Source organism: Xylophilus sp. PBN-3R (genome assembly GCF_057747805.1).
Genome location: NZ_CM173225.1, coordinates 811484 through 833877 on the forward strand (window position 1 = coordinate 811484; position 22394 = coordinate 833877).

Here is a 22394-nt window from a genome sequence, read left to right on the forward strand (position 1 = left end):
CGCAGCAAGGTCGACGGGCGCGAAGCGTGTGCGCAGGCGTCGCCCGGCGAAGGCTGGGCCCGTGTCGGTGGGCCTTTCATCGACGCGGCTTGTCGTCGCCACCTGCGGGTGGTCCCGCTTTGATCAGGTCGACCAGGGCCTGAACCTCTGGCGCCACGGTACCGTTGCGCACGGCCAGGCCGATGCGGATTTTCAGCTGTTCCGACTCCAGGATCGGCCTGAACACCACGCCCCGTCGCCTGACCTTCGTCAGCGACCGCGGCACCAGCGCCACGCCCTGGCGGGCTGCTACCAGCCCCAGCAGCGCCGCGTGGTCGGTAGGTTCGGGCAGCCGCTCCGGCGCGTAGCCGAGCGTCCTGAAGATGCGTTCGCAGTAGTCGTGGAATGTCGGGTTCAGCCGGCGTGCGAACCAGAACAGCCTGTCGTCCTGCAGGCCGATCAGCGGCACGCTGCGTTGGCGTGCCAGCGGGTGGCCCGATGGCAGACATGCCATCAGCGGGTCGTCGAAAAGAGCCTCCACCTGCAGGCCGTCGGCACGTGCGGGCAGGCCGACCAGCGCTGCATCCAGTGAGCCGTTGTCGAGGTCGCGCACGCAGTGGGCCGATATCTGCCGCCGCACCTGCAGCCCCAGGGGCGCGAACCGTCGCATGAATTCGTCGCCGACCCACGAAAACAGGCCGACGTCCACCGAGGTGGTCACGCCCAGCGTGATTTCGCTGCGCGATGCCGATGGCGACGGGCTGAAACGGCGGACGACCTGCCGCGAGTCCTCCAGCAGTTTCCTGGCATCGGGCAGGAACGCCCGGCCGGCCTCGGTCAGCCGTACGCCCTGCCGGTTACGGACGAAGAGCGGCGCGCCCAGCGTGTCTTCCAGCGCCCGGATCTGCCGGCTGAGCGGCGGTTGTGTCATGGCCAGGCGGTCGGCGGCGCGCCGGAAATTCAGTTCCTCCGCCACCGCCACGAAGCTGTTCAGGTGGCGCAGGTTCAGTCGGTTGGTCAAGGGCGGCCCTGCAGATGTCTGATGCTGCAAAGGTATCAGCAAAAGAGACATTGGCGCAGGACAGCGGTGCTGGCTACGGTGGACGGACACTCAATTTGCGGAGCCGACATGAATGCAACCGACATGACCGATAAGACCGAAACGACCGACGCCGCCGATTACCGACGCGGCCTGCATGCACTGGAAAACCTCGAAGGATGTTCGCCACCCTCCATCCTCGAAGCGCTGGCCGACATCGCGCCCGGGCTGGGCACCATGGTCGTGAGTTTTGTCTATGGCCGGCTGTACGGGCGTCCGGACCTCCACCTTCGCCATCGGCAGCTGGTCACCATCGCCGCCCTGGCCGCGATGGGTCATGCCAGGCCGCAGCTGAAGTTCCATGTCGGAGGCGCGCTGCGGGCCGGCTGCACGCCCCTCGAGGTGGTGGAGACGATGGTTCACCTGGCGGTCTATGCCGGGTTCCCCGCCGCTCTCAACGCCATATTTGTGGTGCAGGAGATCCTGCTGCAAAAGGGCCTGGCGCCGCTTGCGGCCGACTCGGTGTTCGCCGAAAGTTGCACGCGGGACAGGTTCGCGGAAGGCTGGAAAGCCTTGCAGCAGGTCGACGGCCACGGAGGAGAGGCGGTGATCGCGTCTCTGGCCGGAGTGGCGCCCGACCTGGGTCGTTTCATCATCGAGTTCGCCTTCGGTGATGTGTACACCAGGCCCGGCCTGGGCTTGCTCGAGCGGGAGCTGGTCACCATCGCCGCGCTGGCGGCCATGGGCACCGGCGTAGCGCAGCTTCGGGTGCATCTGCATGGTTTCCTCAATGTCGGCGGCAGCCGTGAGCAGATGGTCGAGGCCCTGATGCACATCGCCGCGTATGCGGGATTTCCGGCGGCCATCAACGGCATGACGATTGCTCGCGAGGTGCTGGCGGAGCGTGATCAGCGGCCTGGATAATGGAGTCATGTCCGACGTCATCCTGATCCGCCACGGCGAAACCGACTGGAACCGCGCCATGCGTTTCCAGGGGCAGGCCGATATCCCGCTCAACGCCGTCGGGCTGGCCCAGGCCGAACGGCTGGCGAGCCGGTTGGCGGCCGAGGCGGTGCATGCGGTGGTTTCGAGCGACTTGCAGCGCGCGCTGCAGACGGCTATGCCGGCGGCCGGCCAGTTGGGGTTGGCCGTCGCCACCGACACGGGCTTGCGCGAGCAGTGTTTCGGTATTGCGGAAGGTCTCACTTCGGCGGAAATCCGACAGCAGCGCCCCGACGACTGGGCCCGCTGGACATCCTTCCAGGCCGACCAGTCTTTCGAGCGCGGCGAAAGCACGCGCCAGTTCCACACCCGCAGCATGGCCGCATTGCGGGCGCTGGCCGCCACACATGTCGGCAAGACACTGCTGGTCGTCACCCACGGCGGGGTGCTGGACATGGTGTTCCGTACCGCTCGCGCCCTGAGCCTCGACGGCCCGCGGCTGGCCGAAATTCCCAACGCCGGGTTCAACCGCATACGAGTGGCCGCGGACGGCCGCATCGAGCTGCTGGTGTGGGCCGATACCGCCCATCTCGAAGGCCTGCCGCAGCAGCCGGTGTACGACCAGACCCGCCTGGCCCGCGAGCGCTGCGGCGGTTAGGACGCCAGGGCGTCCTGCACCTTCGCCAGCAGCTGTTCGGTGCCGAAGGGCTTGACCAGCAGCTGCATGGTTTCGCCCAGGAAATGCGAGCGCATGGAGGCCTGTTCGGCATATCCCGTCATCAGGATCACGCGGATGTCGGGCAGTTTTTCCTGTGCGTAGTCGGCCAGTTGCCGGCCGTTGGGTCCGGGCAGTCCGACGTCGGTCAGCAGCAGGTCGAAACGCAGCGCACCGGACAGAAGTTGCATGCCCTCGGTGCCTGATACCGCCTCCATCACCTGCAGGCCTTCCGTGCGCAGCAGTTCGACCACCAGGTTGCGCACCGTGTCGTCGTCTTCGACCACCAGCACCGATTCACGTCGCGCGACCGGGCCGATGTGGGGCAGGGCGATGGAATAGTCGGGCACCGGAACCAGGGTTTCCTCGTCGATGCTGCGCGGCAGGTACAGCCGCACCACGGTGCCTGCGCCGGGTTCGCTGTCCAGCGCCACATAACCGCCCGACTGCCGCGCATAACCGTAGATCATCGACAGGCCAAGCCCGGTGCCCTGTCCCAGCGGCTTGGTGGTGAAGAAGGGCTCGAAGGCCTTGACCAGAACGTCCTCGGCCATCCCCACGCCGGTGTCGCGCACCACCACACGCACGTAGTCACCCGCCAGCAGCCCCTGCACGCCTGCCACGGCGCGCTGGCTGAGCGTCACGTTCTCGGCCAGGATGGACAGGTTGCCGCCGTCCGGCATGGCGTCACGTGCGTTGATCGACAGATTGAGCACCGCGTTCTCGAACTGGTGCAGGTCGGTGACGGCCGGCCACAGGTCGGGCTCGACATCGACCTGCAGGGCCACGTTTTCGCCGACCGTGGTGGCCAGCATCGGTTGGAGACCCGCCAAGGCAAGGGCCAGGTCGGTAGGGCGGGAGTCCAGCGGCTGCCGACGCGAGAAAGCCAGCAGGCGCTGGGTCAGTGCGGCGGCGCGCTGCGCCGAAGCCAGTCCGGCGGCCACATAACGATCCACGTCGGCGACACTGCCACTGAGCGCCTTGCGCTGGATCAGCTGAAGCGGCATGACGATGCCCTGCAGCATGTTGTTGAAGTCGTGGGCTATGCCGCCGGTCAGCTGGCCGATGGCTTCCATCTTCTGCGACTGCCGCAACTGGGCTTCGGCAACGGCCAGGTCGCGGCTGCGTTCGTCGACCCGCTGTTCCAGGGTTTCCGCGAGCTGCCGCAGCGACTCGGTGGCGCGATGTTCGGAACTGACGTCGTAACCCTCGACGAAGATGCCGGTGATGGAATCGTCCGCATCCCGGATGGGCTGGTAGACGAAGTTGAGCATGCGCCGCTGCGGCGGACTGCCCGGCGTCGGTGCCAGGTCGATCGGCACCGCGCTGCCGAGGTAGGGCCGGCCGGTGCGATAGACCTGGTCCAGCAGCTCGAAGAAACCCTGGCCCTGGATGTCCGGCAAAGCCGTGCGCACCGGCAGGCCGAGCGGGTTGCGGCCCACCAGCCTTTGGTACGCGGCGTTGGCCAGTTCGAAACGATGCTCGGGCCCGCGCAGCACCGCCATGAAGCTGGGTGCCTGGTCGAACAAGGCCTGCAGGCGCTCGTTCTGGGCCGACTGCTCACGCACGGCCTGCACCTGGGCGGTGGTTTCGACGCACAGGCACAGCGCACCGTCAATGGCGCCGTCCGGGCTGCGTACCGGCAGATAGGTGAAGGTGACGTTGATGTGTTGTTGCTGGCCGTTGCGTTCTATGGAGTAGGCGACGTCCTGCAGGTACAGGCTTTCTCCTGCGAACACCCGGTCCAGGCTGGGTCCGGCAATCGGCCAGACCTCGCCCCAGACCTGCTCCATCGGCTTGCCGAAGGCTGCCGGATGCCGGTGCGCCAGGATGTCCGCGTAGCCGTGGTTGTAGACCATCAGCCGCTGCGGACCCCAGGTCAGCCGCATGGGCTGCGGCGAATCGAACACCATGGCGACGGCGGTCTGCAGGTGCGCCGGCCAGAGGTCCATCGGGCCGAATGCGCTGGCTGCCCAGTCGAACCCCTTTACCTGTTCGGCCATGGCTTCGCGGGTGGTCAGGAAAGAAACGGCGGAGGGTGCGGGCATGCGATGGGGAGGTTGTGAACCTTTGCCAAGGATTACAACACGGTGATCCAACTGTATCGATCTGCAATGAAGAGGCTGTCAGACCGTGGCACAGTCGCTCCATGAGCAAGGCCTTTACCCGCGAAACAGACAACGCGCCCGAAGACGACGACGATGAAGGTGGCCTGCCGCCATTGCCTGCCGGCAGCAAGAACTACATGACCCGCAAGGGTTACGACGTCATGCGTGCCGAATTGTTCAGCCTGATCGACGATGAGCGGCCGAAGATCGTGGAAATCGTGCACTGGGCCGCCAGCAACGGCGATCGTTCGGAGAACGGCGACTACCTGTACGGCAAGAAACGTTTGCGCGAGATCGATCGCCGCATCCGTTTCCTGACACGCCGGCTGGAGATTGCCGAGGTGGTCGACTCCAGCGTGCATATTGGTAGCGACCAGGTGTTTTTCGGCGCCACCGTCACCTACGCCGACGCCAGCGGCGACGAACAGGTGGTGACCATCCTCGGCATCGACGAGGCCAACAGCGCCTTGCGCCAGGTGAGCTGGGTTTCACCGATCGCGCGGGCGCTGGTCAAGGCGCGCGAAGGTGACGTGGTGAAGCTGGCGACACCGCAGGGCACGCAGGAAATCGAAGTGCTGGCGGTTTCGTATCCACCAGCGACCCTTGCGGCCGAATAGGCGATCAGGCCGGCTGCGGAAGGACCCGGCGGGTCCGCAGGACCGACGAGGTACGCGCCAGGTTGCGCATGGCGGCTTCGAGGTGGGCGCTGTCGCGCACCTCGATCACGAAACGCAGGTCGGTGGTGTCGAGGCCCGCCTCGTCGCCCATGTCGACATGGGTGATGTCGACCTCGGCGCGTGCCAGCTCGGCGGAAACCCGCGCCAGCACACCCTTGCGGTTGGTGACGGTGACCACGATGCCGGTCTCGAAGAGCCGTGTGCATTCATCGGCCCAGGCCACCGGGATGAACCGTTCGCTGTCCTTGTATTGCAGGCGCGAAGCCACCGCGCATTGCGCGTGGTGCACGGTAAGCCCTTCGCCGCGACCCAGGTAACCCAGGATCTCGTCGCCCGGTACCGGCCGGCAGCACTTGGCGTATTGCACCGAACCGGTCTCGCTGCCGTCCAGGATCACCGCGCCCTGCGAGATGTGTTCGTGCGACGTGTAACGTTCGCGGGTCAGCATCAGCGCGTCGGGCCGAGCGCCCAGCTCTGCCAGTAGCACCACCAGGCGTTTGGCCACGATGCTGGCGATCCGTTTGCCAAGGCCGATGTCGGTCAGCAATTCATCCGGATCGCGGCTGCCGGTGAAGCGCAGCAGCTTGTCCCAGACCATCTGGAATTCAGGGGTGCGTTCGGGCAGTTCGCCGATGCCTTCGGCGCGCAGGGCCTGGTGCAGCAGTTTCTCGCCCAGGTCCTGCGATTCGGTCTGCTCGAGTGTCTTCAGGTAGTGGCGGATCTTGGAGCGGGCGCGGCCGGTGCGCACGAAACCCAGCCAGGCCGGGTTGGGGCGCGAGCCGGGCGCGGTGACGATCTCGATGACGTCGCCGTTCTTGAGTTCGGTGCGCAGGGTGACCTGCTCACCGTTGATGCGGGCGCCCACCGTGCGGTCGCCCACGTCGGTGTGGATGGCATAGGCGAAATCGACCACCGTGGCGCCGCGCGGCAGCGCCATGATCTGGCTCTTGGGGGTGAAGACATAGACCGCGTCGGGGAACAGGTCGACCTTGACATGGTCCCAGAACTCGGCTGCGTCGCGGGTTTCGTACTGGATGTCAAGCAGCGACTGAAGCCACTGCGCGCCCAGTCGTTCGGAGGCATTGGCGTTGTCGTCGGCCTTGTACATCCAGTGCGCGGCGACGCCGGATTCGGCGACCACATGCATTTCCTGCGTGCGCATCTGGAATTCGATGTTGATGCCCGAAGGCCCCACCACCGTGGTGTGCAGCGACTGGTAGCCGTTGACCTTGCTGATCGCGATATGGTCCTTGAATCGGCCCGGCACCGGTTTGTACATCTGGTGCAGCAGGCCCAGCGCGGTGTAGCAGTCGGTCACGCCCGGCACGATGACACGGAAGCCGTAGATGTCGGTCACCTGGGCAAAACTCAGGTGTTTGTCGGTCATCTTGCAGTAGATGGAATAGAGCGTCTTCTCGCGGCCGTCGATGTGCATCTGCATGTCGGCGGCGGCAAAGGTGCTTTCGACATCGGCCTTGACCTTGACCAGCAGGTCGCGCCGGCGGCTGCGGGCGCGTGCCACGGCCTTGGCCAGCGTCGCCTGGCGCCAGGGGTGCAGGTAGCGGAACGACAGGTCCTGCAGTTCGCGGTAGGTGAGGTTCAGGCCCAGGCGATGCGCGATGGGTGCGTAGATCTCGAGGGTCTCGGATGCGATGCGGCCCCACTTGGCCCGCGGCATGTCGCCCATGGTGCGCATGTTGTGGGTACGGTCGGCCAGCTTGACCAAGATGACCCGCACATCGCGCGCCATGGCCAGCAGCATCTTTCGGAAGGATTCGGCCTGGTTCTCTTCGCGGGTGTTGAACTGGAGCTTGTCGAGTTTGGTGAGCCCGTCGACCAGTTCGGCCACGGTGCTTCCGAAGCGTTCGATCAGCTCGGCCTTGGTTACCCCGCAGTCTTCCATTGCATCGTGCAGCAGTGCTGCCATCAGCGCCTGCGCGTCGAGCTTCCAGGTGGCGCACAGGGTAGCCACCGCAATGGGGTGCGTGATGTAGGGCTCGCCGCTATTGCGCATCTGCCCCAGGTGGGCAGCGTCGGCGAAGCGGTAGGCCAGACGTACCTGCTCGATTTCTGCAGGTGCGAGGTAGCTCAATTCGGCGGTGAGCGATGCAAAACTGGCAGCGGCCGCATTGGCAGCGGCCGCGTGTGGCGCCACCGGAGGGGCCGTGAGGCCTGACGGTGGAACGGTCGATTGGGGTACCGCGCTCATGGGTTCACTTTAACGCGATGGGTATGTCCCTGCGTCTCGCAATGCAACAAGGCGGGTGCAGGCAATATCACCGCTCCAGAACAAAAAAGCACCGCGGCGCGGTGCTTTTTTGGGTGCGGCCAGGGCCGGGGCGTCTCACGGAACGCGCTTGAGCATCTCGATGCCGATCTTGCCTTCGGCGATTTCGCGCAGGGCGGTGACCGCCGGCTTGTTCTTGCTTTCGATCTTGGGAGCATGGCCCTGGCTCAGCATGCGTGCGCGATAGGTCGCGGCCAGCACCAGCTGGAAACGGTTGGGGATTTGCTCAAGGCAATCTTCGACGGTGATGCGGGCCATGAATAGCTCTCGAGGAAAGGGGTGAAGGGCGGACAAGGCCCGGACAGTGCGCCGGTGATCAGCAGATCGCGAGTGACTGGAAGGTGTCTGCGCGTGCGCGGCGCTGCGAAGCAAACTTGAGGCGCTGTGCATGCACCACGGCCTTCAGGTCGAAGAGCGCACGCTCGAATAACTCGTTGATTATAACGTAGTCGAATTTGCATGCCTGGGCCATCTCGACCGCGGCGTTCTTCAAACGAAGTTCGATGATGTCAGGCGCATCTTCGCCGCGTCGTTCAAGCCGGGAACGCAGTTCTTCCCAGCTGGGCGGCAGGATGAACACCAGGATCGCATTGGCGAACGTCTTGCGGATCTGCACCGCGCCCTGGAAGTCGATCTCCAGGATGACGTCCTGGCCTTCGGCAACCCGTTCCTCAATGGCCCGTTTGCTGGTGCCGTAACGCCGGCCGTGCACGTTGGCCCATTCGACGAAAGACTTGTTCTCGATCATCGCGTCGAACTCCGGATCCGACGCGAAGAAGTACTCGCGACCGTGTTTTTCCTGGCCGCGTGGCGACCGGGTGGTGTGCGAGATGGACAGCTGCACGCCCGAATCCACTTCCATGAGAGCCTTGACGAGGCTCGACTTGCCGGCCCCGCTGGGAGCTGCGACGACAAAGAGGTTTCCGGGGTAATCCATACGGTGCGAATGTCAGGCGGGCGGTGGGGCGATATTGTGCACGGGCCGCGGCCCCGCGCACCTCGTCGGTGTCATTCGAGGTTCTGGACCTGCTCGCGCATCTGCTCGATCAGCACCTTCATGTCCACGCTGATGCGGGTCATTTCGAGCGCGGCCGATTTCGAGCCGAGCGTGTTGCCTTCGCGGTGGAGTTCCTGGATCAGGAAGTCGAGCCGTTTGCCCAGTTCACCGCCCTTGGCCAGCAGCCGGTCGATCTCGTCCAGGTGCGATGCCAGACGGGTCAGCTCTTCGGCCACGTCGATGCGGATGGCGAAGGCGGTCGCTTCCGACAGTGCGCGGTCCTGGGCGGCTTCGGGCAGCGTGGCGCCGTCGGTCAGCGCCATGGCTTCGGTCCAGCGTTCGATAAAACGCTGGCGCTGCTGGGCCACCAGTTGCGGCACCAGCGGCGCCGCCGTCTCGGCCAGGGCGCGCAGTTGCGCTGTATGGCCTTTCAGCATGGTGGCCAGCCGGCCGCCTTCGCGCTTGCGTGCCTCGAGCATGGCGGCCAGCGCCTGGTCGACCAGTGCGACCACCACTTCCGGCGATTCGTTGCCGCGGCTTTCGCTTCCGGCCGACAGCCGCAGCACATCGGCCACCGACAGCGGGTTGGCATGCGGCAGCCAGGCGCGCACGCCGTCCTGCAGCGAGTTGAGCTTCTGCAGCAGCCGCGGCGATGGCTCGGGCAGACTGCCTTCGGCGTCGGATTCGATGGATGCACGCACCTCGACCTTGCCGCGCTTGAGCTTGGCGGTGATGCGTTCGCGCATCGCGGCTTCGTGTGGACGCAGGTCGTCCGGCAGACGGAAGGTGAGGTCCAGAAAACGGCTGTTGACCGAGCGGATTTCCAGGCCGAGCCGGCGTGCGGGAGCGCCCTTGATTTCACCGTCGGCGGGCGTGGCTGCGAGCGCCTGCTGCACGCTCGCGTAGCCGGTCATGCTGTAGACTGCCATGAGGTTCCTGGATCGTTGAGAGGCACCGAGAATAACGGGAACCGACAGCGTTTTTTCAGCGCTTCCTTCCCACTCCGTCCGCAACCAGCGTTGTCACAAGCCCCGCAATGCCTGCCGCCATGAGCAAAACCAAGCCGTCGCCGCTCGCACCCGATACGCTGATCGGTGGTTACCGCATCGTGCGCCGCATATCGGCCGGCGGCTTCGGCATCGTCTACCTGGCCCGTGCGCCCGACGGCCAGAACGTGGCGGTGAAGGAATACCTCCCCTCGTCGCTCGCCAGCCGTGCCCCCGACCACCTGGTGCCTTATGTAGCACCCGAAAAACTCTCCCTCTACCGACTCGGCCTGAAGAGCTTCTTCGAAGAGGGCAGGGCGCTCGCGCAGATCTCCCACACCTCGGTGGTGAGCGTGCTCAACTTCTTCCGCGAGAACGAAACCGTCTACATGGTGATGAACTATCTGGAGGGCGACACCCTCCAGGACTTCATCATCACAGCGCGCGACCAGCACAGCCAGAAGGTGTTCCGCGAGTCCACCATCCGCTCGCTGTTCGACGAGGTGCTGCGCGGCCTGCGCATCGTCCACCAGCACAAGATGCTGCACCTCGACATCAAGCCCGCCAACGTCTTCATCACCGACGACAACAAGGCAGTGCTGATCGACTTCGGCGCCGCCCGCGAAGTGCTCAACAAGGAAGTTTTCTTCGTGCGGCCCATGTACACGCCCGGCTTCGCTGCGCCCGAGATGTACAAACGCGATGCCACGCTCGGCCCCTGGACCGACATTTACGCCGTCGGCGCCTGCATGTACGCCTGCATGCAGGGGTCACCACCCAACGATGCGCCACAGCGCATCACCAAGGAACGCCTGTCGGTCTCGCTTTCCAAGCTGCGCGGCGTCTATTCCGATCATCTGCTCGACGTGGTGCGCTGGTGCATGGCGCTCGACCCGCTGCAGCGCCCTCAGTCGGTCTTCGCGTTGCAAAAGGAACTCGGCCGCCTGATCGACCGCCGTTACACCCGACTGTCGATGAGCGAACGCATCCGCCTGCAGATCGACCTGCTGACCGACGACCGTGGCAAGGCCAGGACCAAACCCAAGGCCGACGTTGCGCCGGCCGCGGCCGGTGCCGCCGGGGCTGCGCAGTGAAGTTCAGCGTATTCCAGGTCAGCCGCCGTGGCGGCCGCCCGAAAAACGAAGACCGCATGGGGTATTCCTACACCCGCGAAGCCGGTTTGTTCGTGGTGGCCGACGGCATGGGTGGTCATCCCCAGGGCGACGTTGCGGCGGCCATCGCGCTCGACACTCTCGATAAGCTGTTCCAGCGCAAGGCAGACCCGCGGCTGACCGACCCGCGCGCCTTCCTCGACGAAGCGGTACTGCAGGCGCATCGCCAGATGGTCGACTATGCGCGCAGCCATTCCATGCCCGACAGCCCCCGCACCACGGTGGTCGCCTGCGTGGTGCAGGATGGCTGCGCCACCTGGGCCCACTGCGGCGATTCGCGGCTGTATCTGGTGCGCAAGGGCGTTTTGCAGGTACGCACCCGAGACCATTCCTATGCCGAGCGGCCCAATGTGCAACCCAACTCCGGCGAGATGGTCAACCGCAGCGTTCTGTTCACCTGCCTGGGTTCGCCCAACCGGCCGATGGTCGACATGTCCAGCATCACGCCGCTGGAAGACGGCGACCGCATCCTGCTGTGTTCCGATGGCCTGTGGAGCGTGCTGGCCGAATGCGAGATCGTTTCGGTGCTGAGCGCCCACGCGGTTTCCGAGTCGGTGCCGACGCTCGTGGAGCGGGCGCTGCGCGGCGCCGGCTCGGCCAGCGACAATGTCACCGCCGTCGCCTTCGAATGGGAAGCCTCTGCCGGGGACGGTTCACGCGCCGGCATCGGCCACGAGATGTTCGCCGCCGACGCGCCTTCTGACGGCGCCGCCCGCCACGATCACCATGAACTCGACGACGCCGCCATAGAGCGGTCCATCGCCGAGATCAACGAGGCGATCCGCCGTACCGCGCTGCGCAACAGCCGCTGAACCTGGCGGCGCGGCCTGCACCGGCGGCCAGCCACTTTTCACTTTCACGTATTTCTTCGATCCCCATGACATCCACTTCCACCGTCTCCGTGTTTCCCATTCTCAACGCGCAGGGAGCCCCCGTGCGCCACGGCCGCGCTGCCGATTCCCTGCGCCCGGTACGCATCACCCGCGCTTTCACCATGCACGCCGAAGGTTCGGTGCTGATCGAGTTCGGCAACACCAAGGTGCTGTGCACCGCATCGGTCGAAGAAAAAGTGCCGCCGCACAAGCGCGGTTCCGGCGAAGGCTGGGTCACCGCCGAATACGGCATGCTGCCGCGCGCCACCCACACCCGCAGCGACCGCGAAGCCGCACGCGGCAAGCAGAGCGGCCGCACGCAGGAAATCCAGCGCCTCATCGGCCGTTCGCTGCGCGCGGTGTTCGACCTGACCAGACTCGGCGAACGCACCATCCACCTCGACTGCGATGTGCTGCAGGCCGACGGCGGCACCCGGACGGCGGCCATCACCGGTGCCTTCGTCGCTGCGCAGGATGCGGTCGACAAGCTGCTCGCCGCCGGCAAGCTGGCCGCTTCGCCCATCACCGGCCATGTGGCGGCCATCTCGGTCGGCATCGTCGGCGGCGTGCCGCTGCTCGACCTGGAATACACCGAGGACGTGTCCTGCGACACCGACATGAACGTCGTCATGACCGGCGCCGGCCACTTCGTCGAAGTGCAGGGCACGGCCGAAGGCGTGGCGTTCACCCGCAAGGAAATGGACCAATTGCTGGCGCTGGCAGAAAAAGGCATCGACGAACTGATCACCCTGCAGGGCGCAGCGCTGGCCGCATGAAGATCGTCCTGGCCTCCAACAACAAGGGCAAGCTCGCCGAGCTGGATGCGCTGTTCGCGCCGCTGGGCGTAGAACTGATCGCGCAGGGCGCCCTGGGCATCGGCGAGGCGGAGGAACCCTATCGCACCTTCGTCGAGAACGCCCTCACCAAGGCCCGCCACGCGGCCCGCGAAAGCGGCCTGCCCGCCATCGCCGACGACGCCGGCCTGTGCGTCGGCGCCTTCGGTGGATTGCCGGGCGTGGACACCGCCTATTACGCCACGAAGTTCGGTTACGCCAAGGGCGACGCCAACAACGTGCGTGCCCTGCTGGAGCAGATGGCGGACATCGACGACCGACGTGCCGCGCTGGTCAGCACCCTGGTCGGCGTACGTTCGGCAGACGACCCCGAACCGCTGATAGCCTCCGGCCGCGCCGCCGGCGAGATCACCCGCGAGCCGGTCGGCGACAACGGCTTCGGTTTCGACCCCGTCATGTTCCTGCCGCAGTTCGGCAAGACCTTCGCCCAGTTGCCGCCTGCGGTGAAGAACTCGGTCAGCCACCGCGGCATGGCCGCCCGGGTGATGTGCGAGCTGGTGCTCGATCGCTGGATGTCCTGACTTGATCCTGCCGAAAAATCCCATGCCGCCGCTGGTGGCCCACACGCCGGACACTGCCGTGCGGGCAGACGGAGCCCTGTCCGACCCGGTGCACTACATGCGCGACGGCACCCTGCGTTTCGGCGCGCCGCCGCCGCTGTCGCTGTATGTGCACCTGCCCTGGTGCCTGAAGAAGTGCCCGTATTGCGACTTCAATTCGCACGAGTCGCGCCATGCCGGCGGCGTGCCCGAGGATCGTTATGTCGACGCCCTGATCGCCGACCTGGAGGTGTCCCTGCCGCTGGTCTGGGGCCGCACCGTCATCAGCATCTTCTTCGGCGGCGGCACGCCCAGCCTGTTTTCGCCGGAATCGATGGAACGCCTGATCGGCGCCATCCGCGCCCGGCTGCGGCTGGCGCCCGACTGCGAGATCACGCTGGAAGCCAACCCCGGCACCTTCGAACGCGACCGCTTCCGGGCCTTCCGCGCGGCGGGCGTCACCCGCCTGTCGGTGGGTGTGCAGAGTTTCGACGACAGGCACCTGCAAGCCATCGGCCGGGTGCATGACGGTGCCCAGGCCAGGGCCGCGCTCGAAGAGGCCGCCAGCGCCTTCGATACCTTCAACCTGGACCTGATGTACGCGCTGCCGGGCCAGACCATGGCCGAGCTCGAGGCCGATGTGGCGACAGCGCTTTCGTTCAAGCCGCCGCACCTGTCGATCTACCACCTGACGGTCGAGCCCAACACGATGTTCGCCAAACATCCGCCCCGCCTGCCGGAAGAAGACGACGCCTACGACATGCTCGACCGCATCACCGCCATGACCGGTGCGGACGGGTTGGCGCGTTATGAAATTTCGGCCTACGCGCGTGGCGACCATGCCTGCCGCCACAACCTCAACTATTGGCGTTTCGGCGACTACCTGGGCATCGGCGCAGGTGCGCACGGCAAGCTGACCTTCGCCCACCGCGTGGTGCGGCAGGTGCGTTTTCGCGAGCCCGAGCTGTACATGCGGCAAGCCCTGGCCGGCCGGCCGCTGGCGCAGGAAAACGATGTCACCCGTGCCGACCTGCCCTTCGAATACATGATGAACGCGCTGCGCCTGCGCGACGGTTTTGCATTGCAGGATTTCAGCGACCGCACCGGCCTTTCGGTCGCCGCCATCAACCAGCCGCTGGACATCGCCGAGAAGAATGGCCTCATCACGCGCGACCTGCATTCGGTAAGGCCCACCGAACGCGGCTTCGACTTCCTCAGCGACCTGCAGGCGCTGTTCCTGGCCGACTGATCCGGCCGACGGATCAGAGTTCCAGCACCAGCCGACCGCCGTCGCAGGCACGCGAGCAGCAGGTCATCATGCGGCCGCCGGCCTCGCGTTCGGCACGGGTCAGCACCAGGTCGCGGTGGTCGACACTGCCGGCGACCACCTGCACTTCGCACGATCCGCAAAGGCCTTCCTCGCAATCGCTCGGCACGTCGATGTTGGCGGCGCGCAGGGCGGTCAGCAGGGTCTGGTCGGCGGGCACCTGGACCACGATCCCGGAGTCCTTCAATTCGACCTCGAAGGCCTGTTCCTTCGACGGGTCGAGCGTGGCGACGGTCGATTCGAAGTGCTCCACATGCAGGGCGTCTTCCGGCCAGCGGGCGCAATGCTCTTCGAGCGCCTCCAGCATGCGTCGCGGCCCGCAGGCATAGACCTGCGTACCCGCTTCAGGCGTGGCCAGCAGTGCCGCCAGGTCGTTGCGCCGGCCCTCGTCCTGCGCATGCACCACCAGCCGCTCGCCGTGCAGCGCCTGCAGCTCCGCCAGGAAGGCCATGCTGCCGCGCGACCGGCCGCTGTAGTGCAGCACATAGTCCACACCCAGTTGCCGCGCCCGCCGGGCCATCGCGCTGATCGGCGTGATGCCGATACCGCCGGCGACGAAGATGAATCTCCGCGCCGACTCGTCCAGGTGAAAGTGGTTGCGCGGCCCGCGGATCTTCAGCCGGTCGCCGGCCTCCAGGCTTCGGTGTACCCAGGCCGACCCGCCACGGCTCTGCGGGTCGTGCAGCACCGCGATTTCCAGCGCATGGGTGTCGGCCGGGTCACCGCACAGGGAATATTGGCGCGACAGGCCCGGGCGGCCGCATTCGATGTCGACATGCGAGCCGGCGGTCCAGCGCGGCATGGCGCGGCCGTCGGGCGACACCAGCCGGATCTTCACGATGCCGTCGGCTGCACGTCTGACGCTTTCGACCACCACCGGCCGGCTGATCGCGCCTTTCGATGGCTCGCCGATACGCACCGGCAGCGGCGTTTCGGGTCGGCGTAATGCCGGCGAATGGCGTTCGGGGTTCAGGGCCGGGTCCCACTCCACCAGCAGATGCTCGGGCCCACGGAACGAGGTATTGGGCAAGTAGCTGAAAACCTGTTCGGCCAGCCGCATGTGGGGCAGGCGGCGGCTGAATTCCTCCAGGAATATCTGCATCTCCATCCGCGCCAGGTTCTTGCCCATGCACTGATGCGAGCCGTAACCGAAGGTCAGGTGGTCGCTGGCGTTGTCGCGGCGGATGTCGAACAGGTCGGCGTCCGCGAAATGGGCTTCGTCGTGATTGGCCGACGAGGTGACGATCAGCAGTTTCGAGCCGGCAGGCAGCGCGATGCCGCCGACCCGGGCGTCGATCGTCACCAGGCGGCGCCAGGCCGCGACCGAGCCGTTGTGGCGCAGGCATTCTTCCACCGCGTTGGGGATCAGGCCCGGGTCTTCGCAGATGTCGCGCCAGACGTCGGGGTGCTGCAGCAGCAGCTTCATCGCGTTGGCCGTGGCGTTGGCGGTGGTCTCGTGCGCGGCGACGATGCCGGCCATCATCATCGAGTGCAGATACGAATCGGTGACCACATCGGGCTGTTCGCGCTGCTTCCGGATGCCGTACTGCATCCAGCCGCCGCCCTCGGGGTTCTCGCGCATCTTGTCCAGCACCTTGCCGGCGAACTGCCAGAAGTTGCCCACGGCATGGGCCACGGCCACCTGCTCTTCGGGTTTGGGCCGGCCCCAGGTGTTGACGGTGTGCGCGATGGAATATTTGCGCAGCGTGTCCATGTCTTCCTCGGGCACGCCCAAAAAATGCAGGGCCACGGTCAGCGGGATTTCCCACAGCATCTGGTCGACCAGGTCGGCCCGGCCGTCGTCGATGAAACGGTCGACATATTCACGCGCCAGCTGCCGCACCAGCGGTTCGTGTTGCTTCAGTTCTTCCGGCGTGAAAGGGTCCATCAGCGCACGGCGGCGCGGCATGTGTGCGGGCTCGTCCTCGTTGACCAGGGTGCGGTTCAGCGCAAAACCATAAGCAGCCAGCACCGCGTTGGCCTCCGGGCCGGTGGGTGTGATCTTTTCCAGCGCGTTGGACGGGCTGAAGGTGATGTTGTCCCGGAAGATCGCCTTGATGTCCTCGTAGCGGGTGACCACCCAATAGCCCAGCTTCGGGCTCCAGAAGATGGGCTCCCTTTCGCGCGCCCAGCGCACGTATTCGGGCGGGTCCTGCTGGTAGCCGTCCTCGAAGGGATCGAAGTCGGCGGCCTGCCGGCTGACCGGGCAGCCGTTGGGCGCTGTCGCGGCGGTCGTCGCCCCATGCGCGACAGGGCAGACACCGGCGGGTCGGACGCTTTCGGCTGTGGTCATCGGGAGGCTCCTTGTTCTTCTTTTCAGTCCAGCGTGATCTTCAGGTCACGGATCAGCTTGTGCCACTTCACGCTCTCGGTCTTGATCAGCGCCGAGAACTGGGCCGGGCTGTTGCCCACCGGTTCCACGCCGAAGTCGACCAGTCTCTTGTGCACCGCCGGGTCGTTGATGGCGGCCACCACCTGGGTGTTGATGGCGGTGACGGTGGCCGGCGGCGTGCCGGCCGGAACCATCAGGCCGACCAGGGCGGCGGCCTCGACATTCTTGTAACCCAGCTCGGCGAAGGTCGGCACGTCGGGCAGTTGCGGCAGGCGGGTGGCGTTGGCCACGGCCAGCGGGCGCACCTTGCCGCCCTTGATGAACCCCGAGCCCGCGGCCAGGTCGACCATCATGGCCGGCACCTGTCCGCCGGCCACATCGGCCAGGGCGGGGCCGGCGCCGCGATAGGGTGCGTGGACCATGAACAGCCCGGCTTCCGACTTCAGCAACTCCATCGCCAGGTGGTGCGGGCTGCCGGCGCCGGCCGATGCGTAGTTGGTGCCGCCGGGCTGTGCCTTGGCCTGGGCGATGAAGTCCTTGGCGCTGGTGGCGGTGCTGGCCGGGCCGACCACCAGGATCATCGGGAAACGGCCCATCAGCGTGACCGGGGCCAGCTCTTTCTCGGGGTTGTAGCTGAGCGACTTGTAGAGCACCGGGTTGAAGATCAGGGTGCCGTTGTCGGCCGACAGCACGGTGTAGCCGTCGGCTGGCGAACGAGCGACTTCAGCTGCGCCCAGGGCGGTGTTGCCGCCCGGCTTGTTGTCCACCAGCACCGGCTGGCCGACCGCGTTCGACCAGGGCTGTCCGATGGTGCGTGCCAAAAAGTCCGAGCCACCGCCGGCCGCGTACGGCACCACCCAGCGCACTGGTTTCGTCGGAAATGTCTGCGCCATCGTGGCGGTGGAAGCCAGCAGCGGCAGCGCCAGCAGGCAACTCGCGATCAGTTTGTTCATCCAGGTCTCCGTCTCTTTCTTGTCATGGGAAAATACGAATAGCGTAATTTTTGTACGCATTGCGTAATCTCGAATCTGGCGTTTACCCTTGAGCCGATGTCCGACCTTCCCATTGCCAATCGCCGCCAACGTGTTCAATCCGCCGAAACCGGCATGGCCGTGCTGAAGGGCCTGGCGCGGCTGGGCGGCCGGGCCACGTTGAGCGCACTGGCGCAGCACGTGGACGAGAGCCCGGCCAAGGTGCACCGCTACCTGGCCAGCCTGGTCGAAGAAGGTTTCGTGGCGCAGGACGCGCATTCGCCGCAGTACTACCTGGGGCCCGAGGCGATCCAGATCGGCCTGGCCGCCATGCGGCAGGCCGACCCCATCCGGTTCGCCGAACAATCGCTGATACGACTGCGCGAAAGCCTGGGCATGACCTGTTTCGTGGCGGTGATGGGCAACCGGGGTCCGACCATCATGCGGATGGAGGAACCCGGCCTGCCGGTCACGCTGAATGCCCGGGCCGGCTCGGTGATGCCGCTGTTGTGGTCGGCCACCGGGCGTGTGTTCCTGGGCCTGCTGGACGAAGCCCGGGTGCGGCAGATGGCCGACGAAGAACTGGCCGCCGCCACGCCGGGCCAGCGCGCCGCCTTGCCGGCGCGCAAGCCGGTCGAGACCATCCAGGCCGAGGTACGCCAGCTGGGCTGCGGCATCGTGGTCGACACCTACCTGCGCGGCATCAGTGCGGTGGCGGCACCGGTCTACGATTTCAACGGCCGGGTGTGCGCGGTGATCTGTGCCCTGGGCGCGACCGGCGGGTTCGATGCATCGTTCGGCGGCACGGTAGCCGAAGCGGTGCTGGCCGAAGCCACCGACACCAGCGCGCGGCTGGGGGCGGCAGCGGCAGCCTGAAGGCGCATCAGACCGGCAGGCCCTTGGCGCGCAGGGCGGCGTCGAAGCGCTCCGGGTCCGACGTGCCGGCCAGATTCTGGGCGCGGATCTTCGCTTCCTTCTCCAGGTGCGCACGGGTCTTCACCAGGACATCCGCCGCATCGGCCGACGGAATGGCGACCACGCCATCGGCATCACCCACGATCAGGTCGCCCGGCAGCACCACCATGCCGGCCACGCTGACCGGCACGTTGATCTCGCCCGGGCCGTCCTTGCTGGGGCCGCGATGGGTGTGGCCGCGGGCGAAGATCGGCATGCCGTCCTCGGCCCATTCGGTGAGGTCGCGCACCGCGCCGTCGATGACCAGCCCGCCGAGCTTCCTGACGATGCAGGTGGTGCGCATCAGCCCGCCGACCAGCGCCTGGCTGACGTCCCCGCCGCCGTCGATCACCAGCACGTCGCCGGGCTGCACCATCATCAGCGCCTTGTGGATCATCAGGTTGTCGCCGGGACGCACCCGTACGGTGACGGCGGGGCCGCACAGCACCGTGTCGAGCCGTGCGTGGTACTGGCGCAGGCCGATGGTGCCGACGTTGCGGCTCATCGCATCGCCGATGGCGGCCGCCGGCATGGTGCGGAAACCGTCCACCACTTCAGGTGACGGGCCTTCGGCGCGCGGATTGATGCGGTAGCCCGGGGGCCATTGTTTGTGGTCTGCGGTGGTCATGGGAATGTCTCTTCGAAAAACGTGCTCTTCGGAAAATGGATTCAGACGGTGGCGGTCAGCACCTGCGGATTGACGCAGGCCGACGCATCCGCTGGTTCGCCCTGCAGCCAGCCGAGCACATTGCGTGCCGCACCGCTGGCCATGCCGGCCAGGGCTGCAGGAGTGGAGCCGCCTGCATGCGGTGTCAGCACCACGTTGGGCAGGGCGGCGAGTTCGCTGTCGGCGGGCAGCGGTTCGACGGCCATGGTGTCGAGGCCGGCAGCAAAAAGCCGGCCCGAACGCAGGGCGGCGACCAGCGCCGGTTCGTCCACCACCTCGCCGCGGGCGGTGTTGATCACGATGGCCTGTGCCGGCAGCCGCTCGATCTGTGCCGCACCGATCATGTTGCGGGTGTGTTTGTTCAACGGCACATGCAGGCTCAGCACGTCGGACAGCGGCATCAGCGCGTCGACGCTGTCGACAAGCCGCACGCCCGCAACCGGACTCTGCTTGCCGGACAAGGCCGGGTCGAAGGCCGCGACCTGCATGCCGATGGCCTGGCAGACGGTGGCGACCCGCTGGCCGATCTGGCCGAAGCCGGCCAGCCCGATGGTCTTGCCGCGCAGTTCGATGCCGTCCTGCGCGCGGCTCCAGCGGCCGGCATGGAGTTCGTTGTTCATCCAGCCGAGGCGGCGGGCGGCGGCGAACATCAGTCCAAGAGTCAGTTCGGCCACCGACTGCGCATTGGCGCCCGGTGTCACATAGACCGGTATGCCCCGTGCGGTGGCGGCCTCGACGTCGATGTTGGGCACACCCACGCCGTGCTTGGAGATGACCTTCAGCGTCGGGCACGCGTCGATGGCCTTGCCGCTGAGCTGCACGGTGCGGGAGATGACCGCGTCGACCGGTTCGGTCGCCAGGATGTGTTCCACCTCGGCCACTCTGTCGCCGTCCTGCATGTAGATCACACGGCAGCCGGCGGCGGCGAGAAGGTCTGCGCCGGCCCTGGCGAGTCCGGGAGCGGTCACGAAGATGGTGAAAGGCATGGCGTTGTCTTGGGGAAAATCGAAAGCAGGCTCTTGCGGCCTGCGGTCGCCCGAATTTTGTGGGCATCGATCGATGCGGTCCAATTTAAAATCTTCCGCTTCTGAATCGTTTTGGTGATCAATACAGATGGACCTGCGCGACCTTAAGTACTTTCTCGCCGTGGCCCAGGCCGGCAACACCCGGCGTGCGGCCGAGCAGGTGTTTCGCAGCCAGCCCACGCTGACCAAGGCTATCGACCGGCTGGAGGCTTCGCTGGACGCCAGGCTGTTCGAACGTGACGGCCGGGGCCAGCGCCTCAGCGCTGCAGGCCAGGCACTGATGGCCCGCGCCGCGCCGCTGTTGCACAACGCCGATGCGGTACGCAACGAGATCCAGGCGCTGGGGCGGGGCACCGCCGGCCTGGTGCGGCTGGGGTCCGGCCCGCTGGGAGCCGAATACCTGTTGCCGCGCATCTGCGGCCTGCTGCTGGCCGAGGCGCCCGATGTGCAGCTGAACCTCACCATCCGCATGAACTACGAACTGCGAGAAGAGCTGCGCGACGGCCGCATCGACATGGTGTTGGGCTTCGTGCCGGAGCGTGAAGACGAGTTCGATTGCGACACCCTTCTGGAAGACATCGTGGTGGTGGTCGCGCGCAAGGACCATCCGGTTTTCCAGCAAGGCCGGCCGTCGCTCGAGTCGCTGTCGGCTTACCGCTGGGCGCTGCCCAACAGCGCTGTCGCCAGCCGTGTGTGGCTGGACCAGGCCTTCACCAGCCGTGGCCTGCCGCCGCCGTCGACTCAGATAGAGACCAATTCGATTCCCCTGGTGCCGCAGGTCATCGCCGGCACCGCGCTGCTGAGCTTCGTGTCGCGCCGGACCTTGAAGGCCAACGCCACACGGCTGCGGGAGGTGCCGCTCGCCGCCACCACGCTGATACGCAATTTCGGCCTGACCTATCCGCGCGCCAAGCCGCTCTCACCGGCCGCCACCCGGCTCATCGCCTTGCTGCATGCGCACGGCAAGAGCCTGTTCGACGCGGTCGAGGGCTAGGCCGGCAGCGGCTGCCGGTTCATGCGTGCGAGTAGAGCGCCAGGCCTTCGGCCGGCAGTTCCGCGACCAGCACGGCACCGGTCTGCGATTCGATCATCACGAGTTCGCGGCTGCCCGGCCTGAAGCACAGGTTGGTGACGGTGGCGCCCACCGGGCTGCGCACGTAGTGGGTGATTTCCCCGCGCGGGTTGACGACGAAGGCGCCGCCCAGGCTGGCATGACCGACCAGCAGCCGGCCGTCGACGTCGACCGCCAGTCCGTCCGGCCCGCTGCTGCCGAAGAAGGTGCGGAAGGCGCCGACCTTGCTGGTGCCGCCCGCCGCCGGCAAGGGCGTTCGCCAGATGGCGTTGGCGCGAGTCGCCGCAAGGTACAGCGCACTGCCGTCGGGTGTCAGCGCCAGACCGTTGGGGCTGGGCACGTTGTGCAGCAGGGTGTCGAGCCTGCCGTCGGTCTGCATCCGGTAGACGCAGCCGCTCGGGTCCTGCAGGCCGGTCTGGCCCTGGTCGGTGAAATAGCAGCGGCCGGTGTTGTCGAAGGTCAGGTCGTTGACGCCCTTGAAGGATTCGCTGCTGCGGGTAGCCAGCACGGACCCGGGCTGTGCCGCGCCAGGCTGCAGCTTCAATATTCCGCGACGGTAGTCGGCGATCCACAGGCTGCCGTCGCGGTGGAACGCGCTGCCGTTGGGCCAGCCGTCGTACTGGCAGGCCAGGTGCCAGCGCAGCTGGTCGTCGATGCAGAAGATGCGGCCGTTGGGAATGTCGGTCACCCACAGCCGGCCTTCGCGGTCGAAGGAAGGGCCTTCCAGAAAACTGTCGATCGCCTGTCCCGGTTTGTTGGCCTCGCTCCAGGCACTGATGCGCGGCTGGCGGAGGTTGTCGGGCAGGCGGGTGAGCACCCTGGCCTCGATGATTTTCGGCGGCTCGAAGGATAGGTTCCACATGGTTCGGATACCGGGTT

General features: G+C 66.5%; 21 protein-coding genes. 10 read left to right on the forward strand and 11 right to left on the reverse strand.

Annotated elements, in window-relative coordinates:
* Positions 1 to 76: 76 nt before the first annotated feature.
* Positions 77 to 1000: a LysR family transcriptional regulator gene (locus AC3ANW_RS03755; RefSeq protein WP_488343864.1), complete on the reverse strand. Its 924-nt coding sequence runs from the start codon at positions 998 to 1000 to the stop codon at positions 77 to 79.
* A 108-nt stretch (positions 1001 to 1108) separates the two neighbouring features.
* Here AC3ANW_RS03755 and AC3ANW_RS03760 point away from each other — a divergent pair, with 108 nt between their 5' ends.
* Positions 1109 to 1942: a carboxymuconolactone decarboxylase family protein gene (locus tag AC3ANW_RS03760; protein WP_488343865.1), complete on the forward strand. Its 834-nt coding sequence runs from the start codon at positions 1109 to 1111 to the stop codon at positions 1940 to 1942.
* 7 nt (positions 1943 to 1949) lie between these two features.
* Positions 1950 to 2618 (forward strand): histidine phosphatase family protein, encoded by a 669-nt coding sequence (locus AC3ANW_RS03765; RefSeq protein ID WP_488343866.1) that lies wholly within the window; start codon positions 1950 to 1952, stop codon positions 2616 to 2618.
* Here the strand turns inward: AC3ANW_RS03765 and AC3ANW_RS03770 are convergent.
* The gene (locus AC3ANW_RS03770) at positions 2615 to 4723 is read right to left on the reverse strand and encodes a response regulator (protein ID WP_488343867.1); all 2109 of its coding nucleotides are present in this window, start codon (positions 4721 to 4723) and stop codon (positions 2615 to 2617) included. The genes AC3ANW_RS03765 and AC3ANW_RS03770 overlap by 4 nt on opposite strands.
* Positions 4724 to 4824: 101 nt before the next feature.
* On the opposite strand from AC3ANW_RS03770, the gene greB reads away from it, so the two are divergent.
* Positions 4825 to 5400 (forward strand): transcription elongation factor GreB, encoded by a 576-nt coding sequence (greB, locus tag AC3ANW_RS03775; protein WP_488343868.1) that lies wholly within the window; start codon positions 4825 to 4827, stop codon positions 5398 to 5400.
* Positions 5401 to 5404: 4 nt separating this feature from the next.
* On the opposite strand, the gene AC3ANW_RS03780 is transcribed toward greB, so the two are convergent.
* The 4 genes from AC3ANW_RS03780 to AC3ANW_RS03795 form a co-directional block, all read right to left on the reverse strand.
* Positions 5405 to 7669, reverse strand: a complete 2265-nt coding sequence (locus AC3ANW_RS03780) for a RelA/SpoT family protein (RefSeq protein ID WP_488343869.1) — start codon at positions 7667 to 7669, stop codon at positions 5405 to 5407.
* A 135-nt stretch (positions 7670 to 7804) separates the two neighbouring features.
* Positions 7805 to 8005, reverse strand: coding sequence for a DNA-directed RNA polymerase subunit omega (rpoZ, locus tag AC3ANW_RS03785; protein WP_488343870.1), 201 nt, complete (start codon positions 8003 to 8005; stop codon positions 7805 to 7807).
* Positions 8006 to 8063: 58 nt separating this feature from the next.
* Positions 8064 to 8684 (reverse strand): guanylate kinase, encoded by a 621-nt coding sequence (gene gmk / locus AC3ANW_RS03790; protein ID WP_488343871.1) that lies wholly within the window; start codon positions 8682 to 8684, stop codon positions 8064 to 8066.
* Between the two features lie 71 nt (positions 8685 to 8755).
* Positions 8756 to 9673: a YicC/YloC family endoribonuclease gene (locus AC3ANW_RS03795; RefSeq protein WP_488343872.1), complete on the reverse strand. Its 918-nt coding sequence runs from the start codon at positions 9671 to 9673 to the stop codon at positions 8756 to 8758.
* 119 nt (positions 9674 to 9792) lie between these two features.
* Here AC3ANW_RS03795 and AC3ANW_RS03800 point away from each other — a divergent pair, with 119 nt between their 5' ends.
* The 5 genes from AC3ANW_RS03800 (at position 9793) to hemW (ending at position 14416) form a co-directional block, all read left to right on the forward strand.
* Positions 9793 to 10824: a serine/threonine protein kinase gene (locus tag AC3ANW_RS03800; protein ID WP_488343873.1), complete on the forward strand. Its 1032-nt coding sequence runs from the start codon at positions 9793 to 9795 to the stop codon at positions 10822 to 10824.
* Complete coding sequence (locus tag AC3ANW_RS03805) at positions 10821 to 11714, forward strand: PP2C family protein-serine/threonine phosphatase (protein WP_488343874.1); 894 nt, start codon at positions 10821 to 10823, stop codon at positions 11712 to 11714. Before AC3ANW_RS03800 ends, AC3ANW_RS03805 begins: the two co-directional genes overlap by 4 nt.
* A gap of 65 nt (positions 11715 to 11779) precedes the next feature.
* On the forward strand, positions 11780 to 12550 hold the full coding sequence (rph, locus tag AC3ANW_RS03810; protein WP_488343875.1) for a ribonuclease PH: 771 nt from the start codon (positions 11780 to 11782) through the stop codon (positions 12548 to 12550).
* Entirely contained in the window at positions 12547 to 13149 is a 603-nt protein-coding gene (rdgB, locus tag AC3ANW_RS03815; protein WP_488343876.1) for an RdgB/HAM1 family non-canonical purine NTP pyrophosphatase, read from the forward strand. The genes rph and rdgB overlap by 4 nt, the downstream gene beginning before the upstream one ends.
* 22 nt (positions 13150 to 13171) lie before the next feature.
* On the forward strand, positions 13172 to 14416 hold the full coding sequence (gene hemW, locus AC3ANW_RS03820; protein ID WP_488345351.1) for a radical SAM family heme chaperone HemW: 1245 nt from the start codon (positions 13172 to 13174) through the stop codon (positions 14414 to 14416).
* Between the two features lie 13 nt (positions 14417 to 14429).
* On the opposite strand, the gene AC3ANW_RS03825 is transcribed toward hemW, so the two are convergent.
* Together AC3ANW_RS03825 and AC3ANW_RS03830 are read right to left on the reverse strand one after the other, a co-directional pair.
* Positions 14430 to 16787, reverse strand: coding sequence for a cytochrome P450 (locus tag AC3ANW_RS03825; RefSeq protein WP_488343877.1), 2358 nt, complete (start codon positions 16785 to 16787; stop codon positions 14430 to 14432).
* Between the two features lie 23 nt (positions 16788 to 16810).
* On the reverse strand, positions 16811 to 17779 hold the full coding sequence (locus AC3ANW_RS03830; RefSeq protein ID WP_488343878.1) for a Bug family tripartite tricarboxylate transporter substrate binding protein: 969 nt from the start codon (positions 17777 to 17779) through the stop codon (positions 16811 to 16813).
* A gap of 96 nt (positions 17780 to 17875) precedes the next feature.
* On the opposite strand from AC3ANW_RS03830, the gene AC3ANW_RS03835 reads away from it, so the two are divergent.
* Entirely contained in the window at positions 17876 to 18673 is a 798-nt protein-coding gene (locus tag AC3ANW_RS03835; protein WP_488343879.1) for an IclR family transcriptional regulator, read from the forward strand.
* A gap of 7 nt (positions 18674 to 18680) precedes the next feature.
* Here AC3ANW_RS03835 and AC3ANW_RS03840 read toward each other — a convergent pair whose 3' ends face one another.
* Both AC3ANW_RS03840 and AC3ANW_RS03845 read right to left on the reverse strand, forming a co-directional pair.
* Complete coding sequence (locus tag AC3ANW_RS03840; protein ID WP_488343880.1) at positions 18681 to 19379, reverse strand: RraA family protein; 699 nt, start codon at positions 19377 to 19379, stop codon at positions 18681 to 18683.
* Positions 19380 to 19420: 41 nt separating this feature from the next.
* Positions 19421 to 20404, reverse strand: a complete 984-nt coding sequence (locus tag AC3ANW_RS03845) for a hydroxyacid dehydrogenase (RefSeq protein ID WP_488343881.1) — start codon at positions 20402 to 20404, stop codon at positions 19421 to 19423.
* Positions 20405 to 20531: 127 nt separating this feature from the next.
* On the opposite strand from AC3ANW_RS03845, the gene AC3ANW_RS03850 reads away from it, so the two are divergent.
* Positions 20532 to 21437 (forward strand): LysR family transcriptional regulator, encoded by a 906-nt coding sequence (locus AC3ANW_RS03850; protein WP_488343882.1) that lies wholly within the window; start codon positions 20532 to 20534, stop codon positions 21435 to 21437.
* A gap of 19 nt (positions 21438 to 21456) precedes the next feature.
* Here the strand turns inward: AC3ANW_RS03850 and AC3ANW_RS03855 are convergent, their stop codons facing one another.
* On the reverse strand, positions 21457 to 22377 hold the full coding sequence (locus AC3ANW_RS03855) for an SMP-30/gluconolactonase/LRE family protein (protein ID WP_488343883.1): 921 nt from the start codon (positions 22375 to 22377) through the stop codon (positions 21457 to 21459).
* Positions 22378 to 22394: the final 17 nt, after the last annotated feature.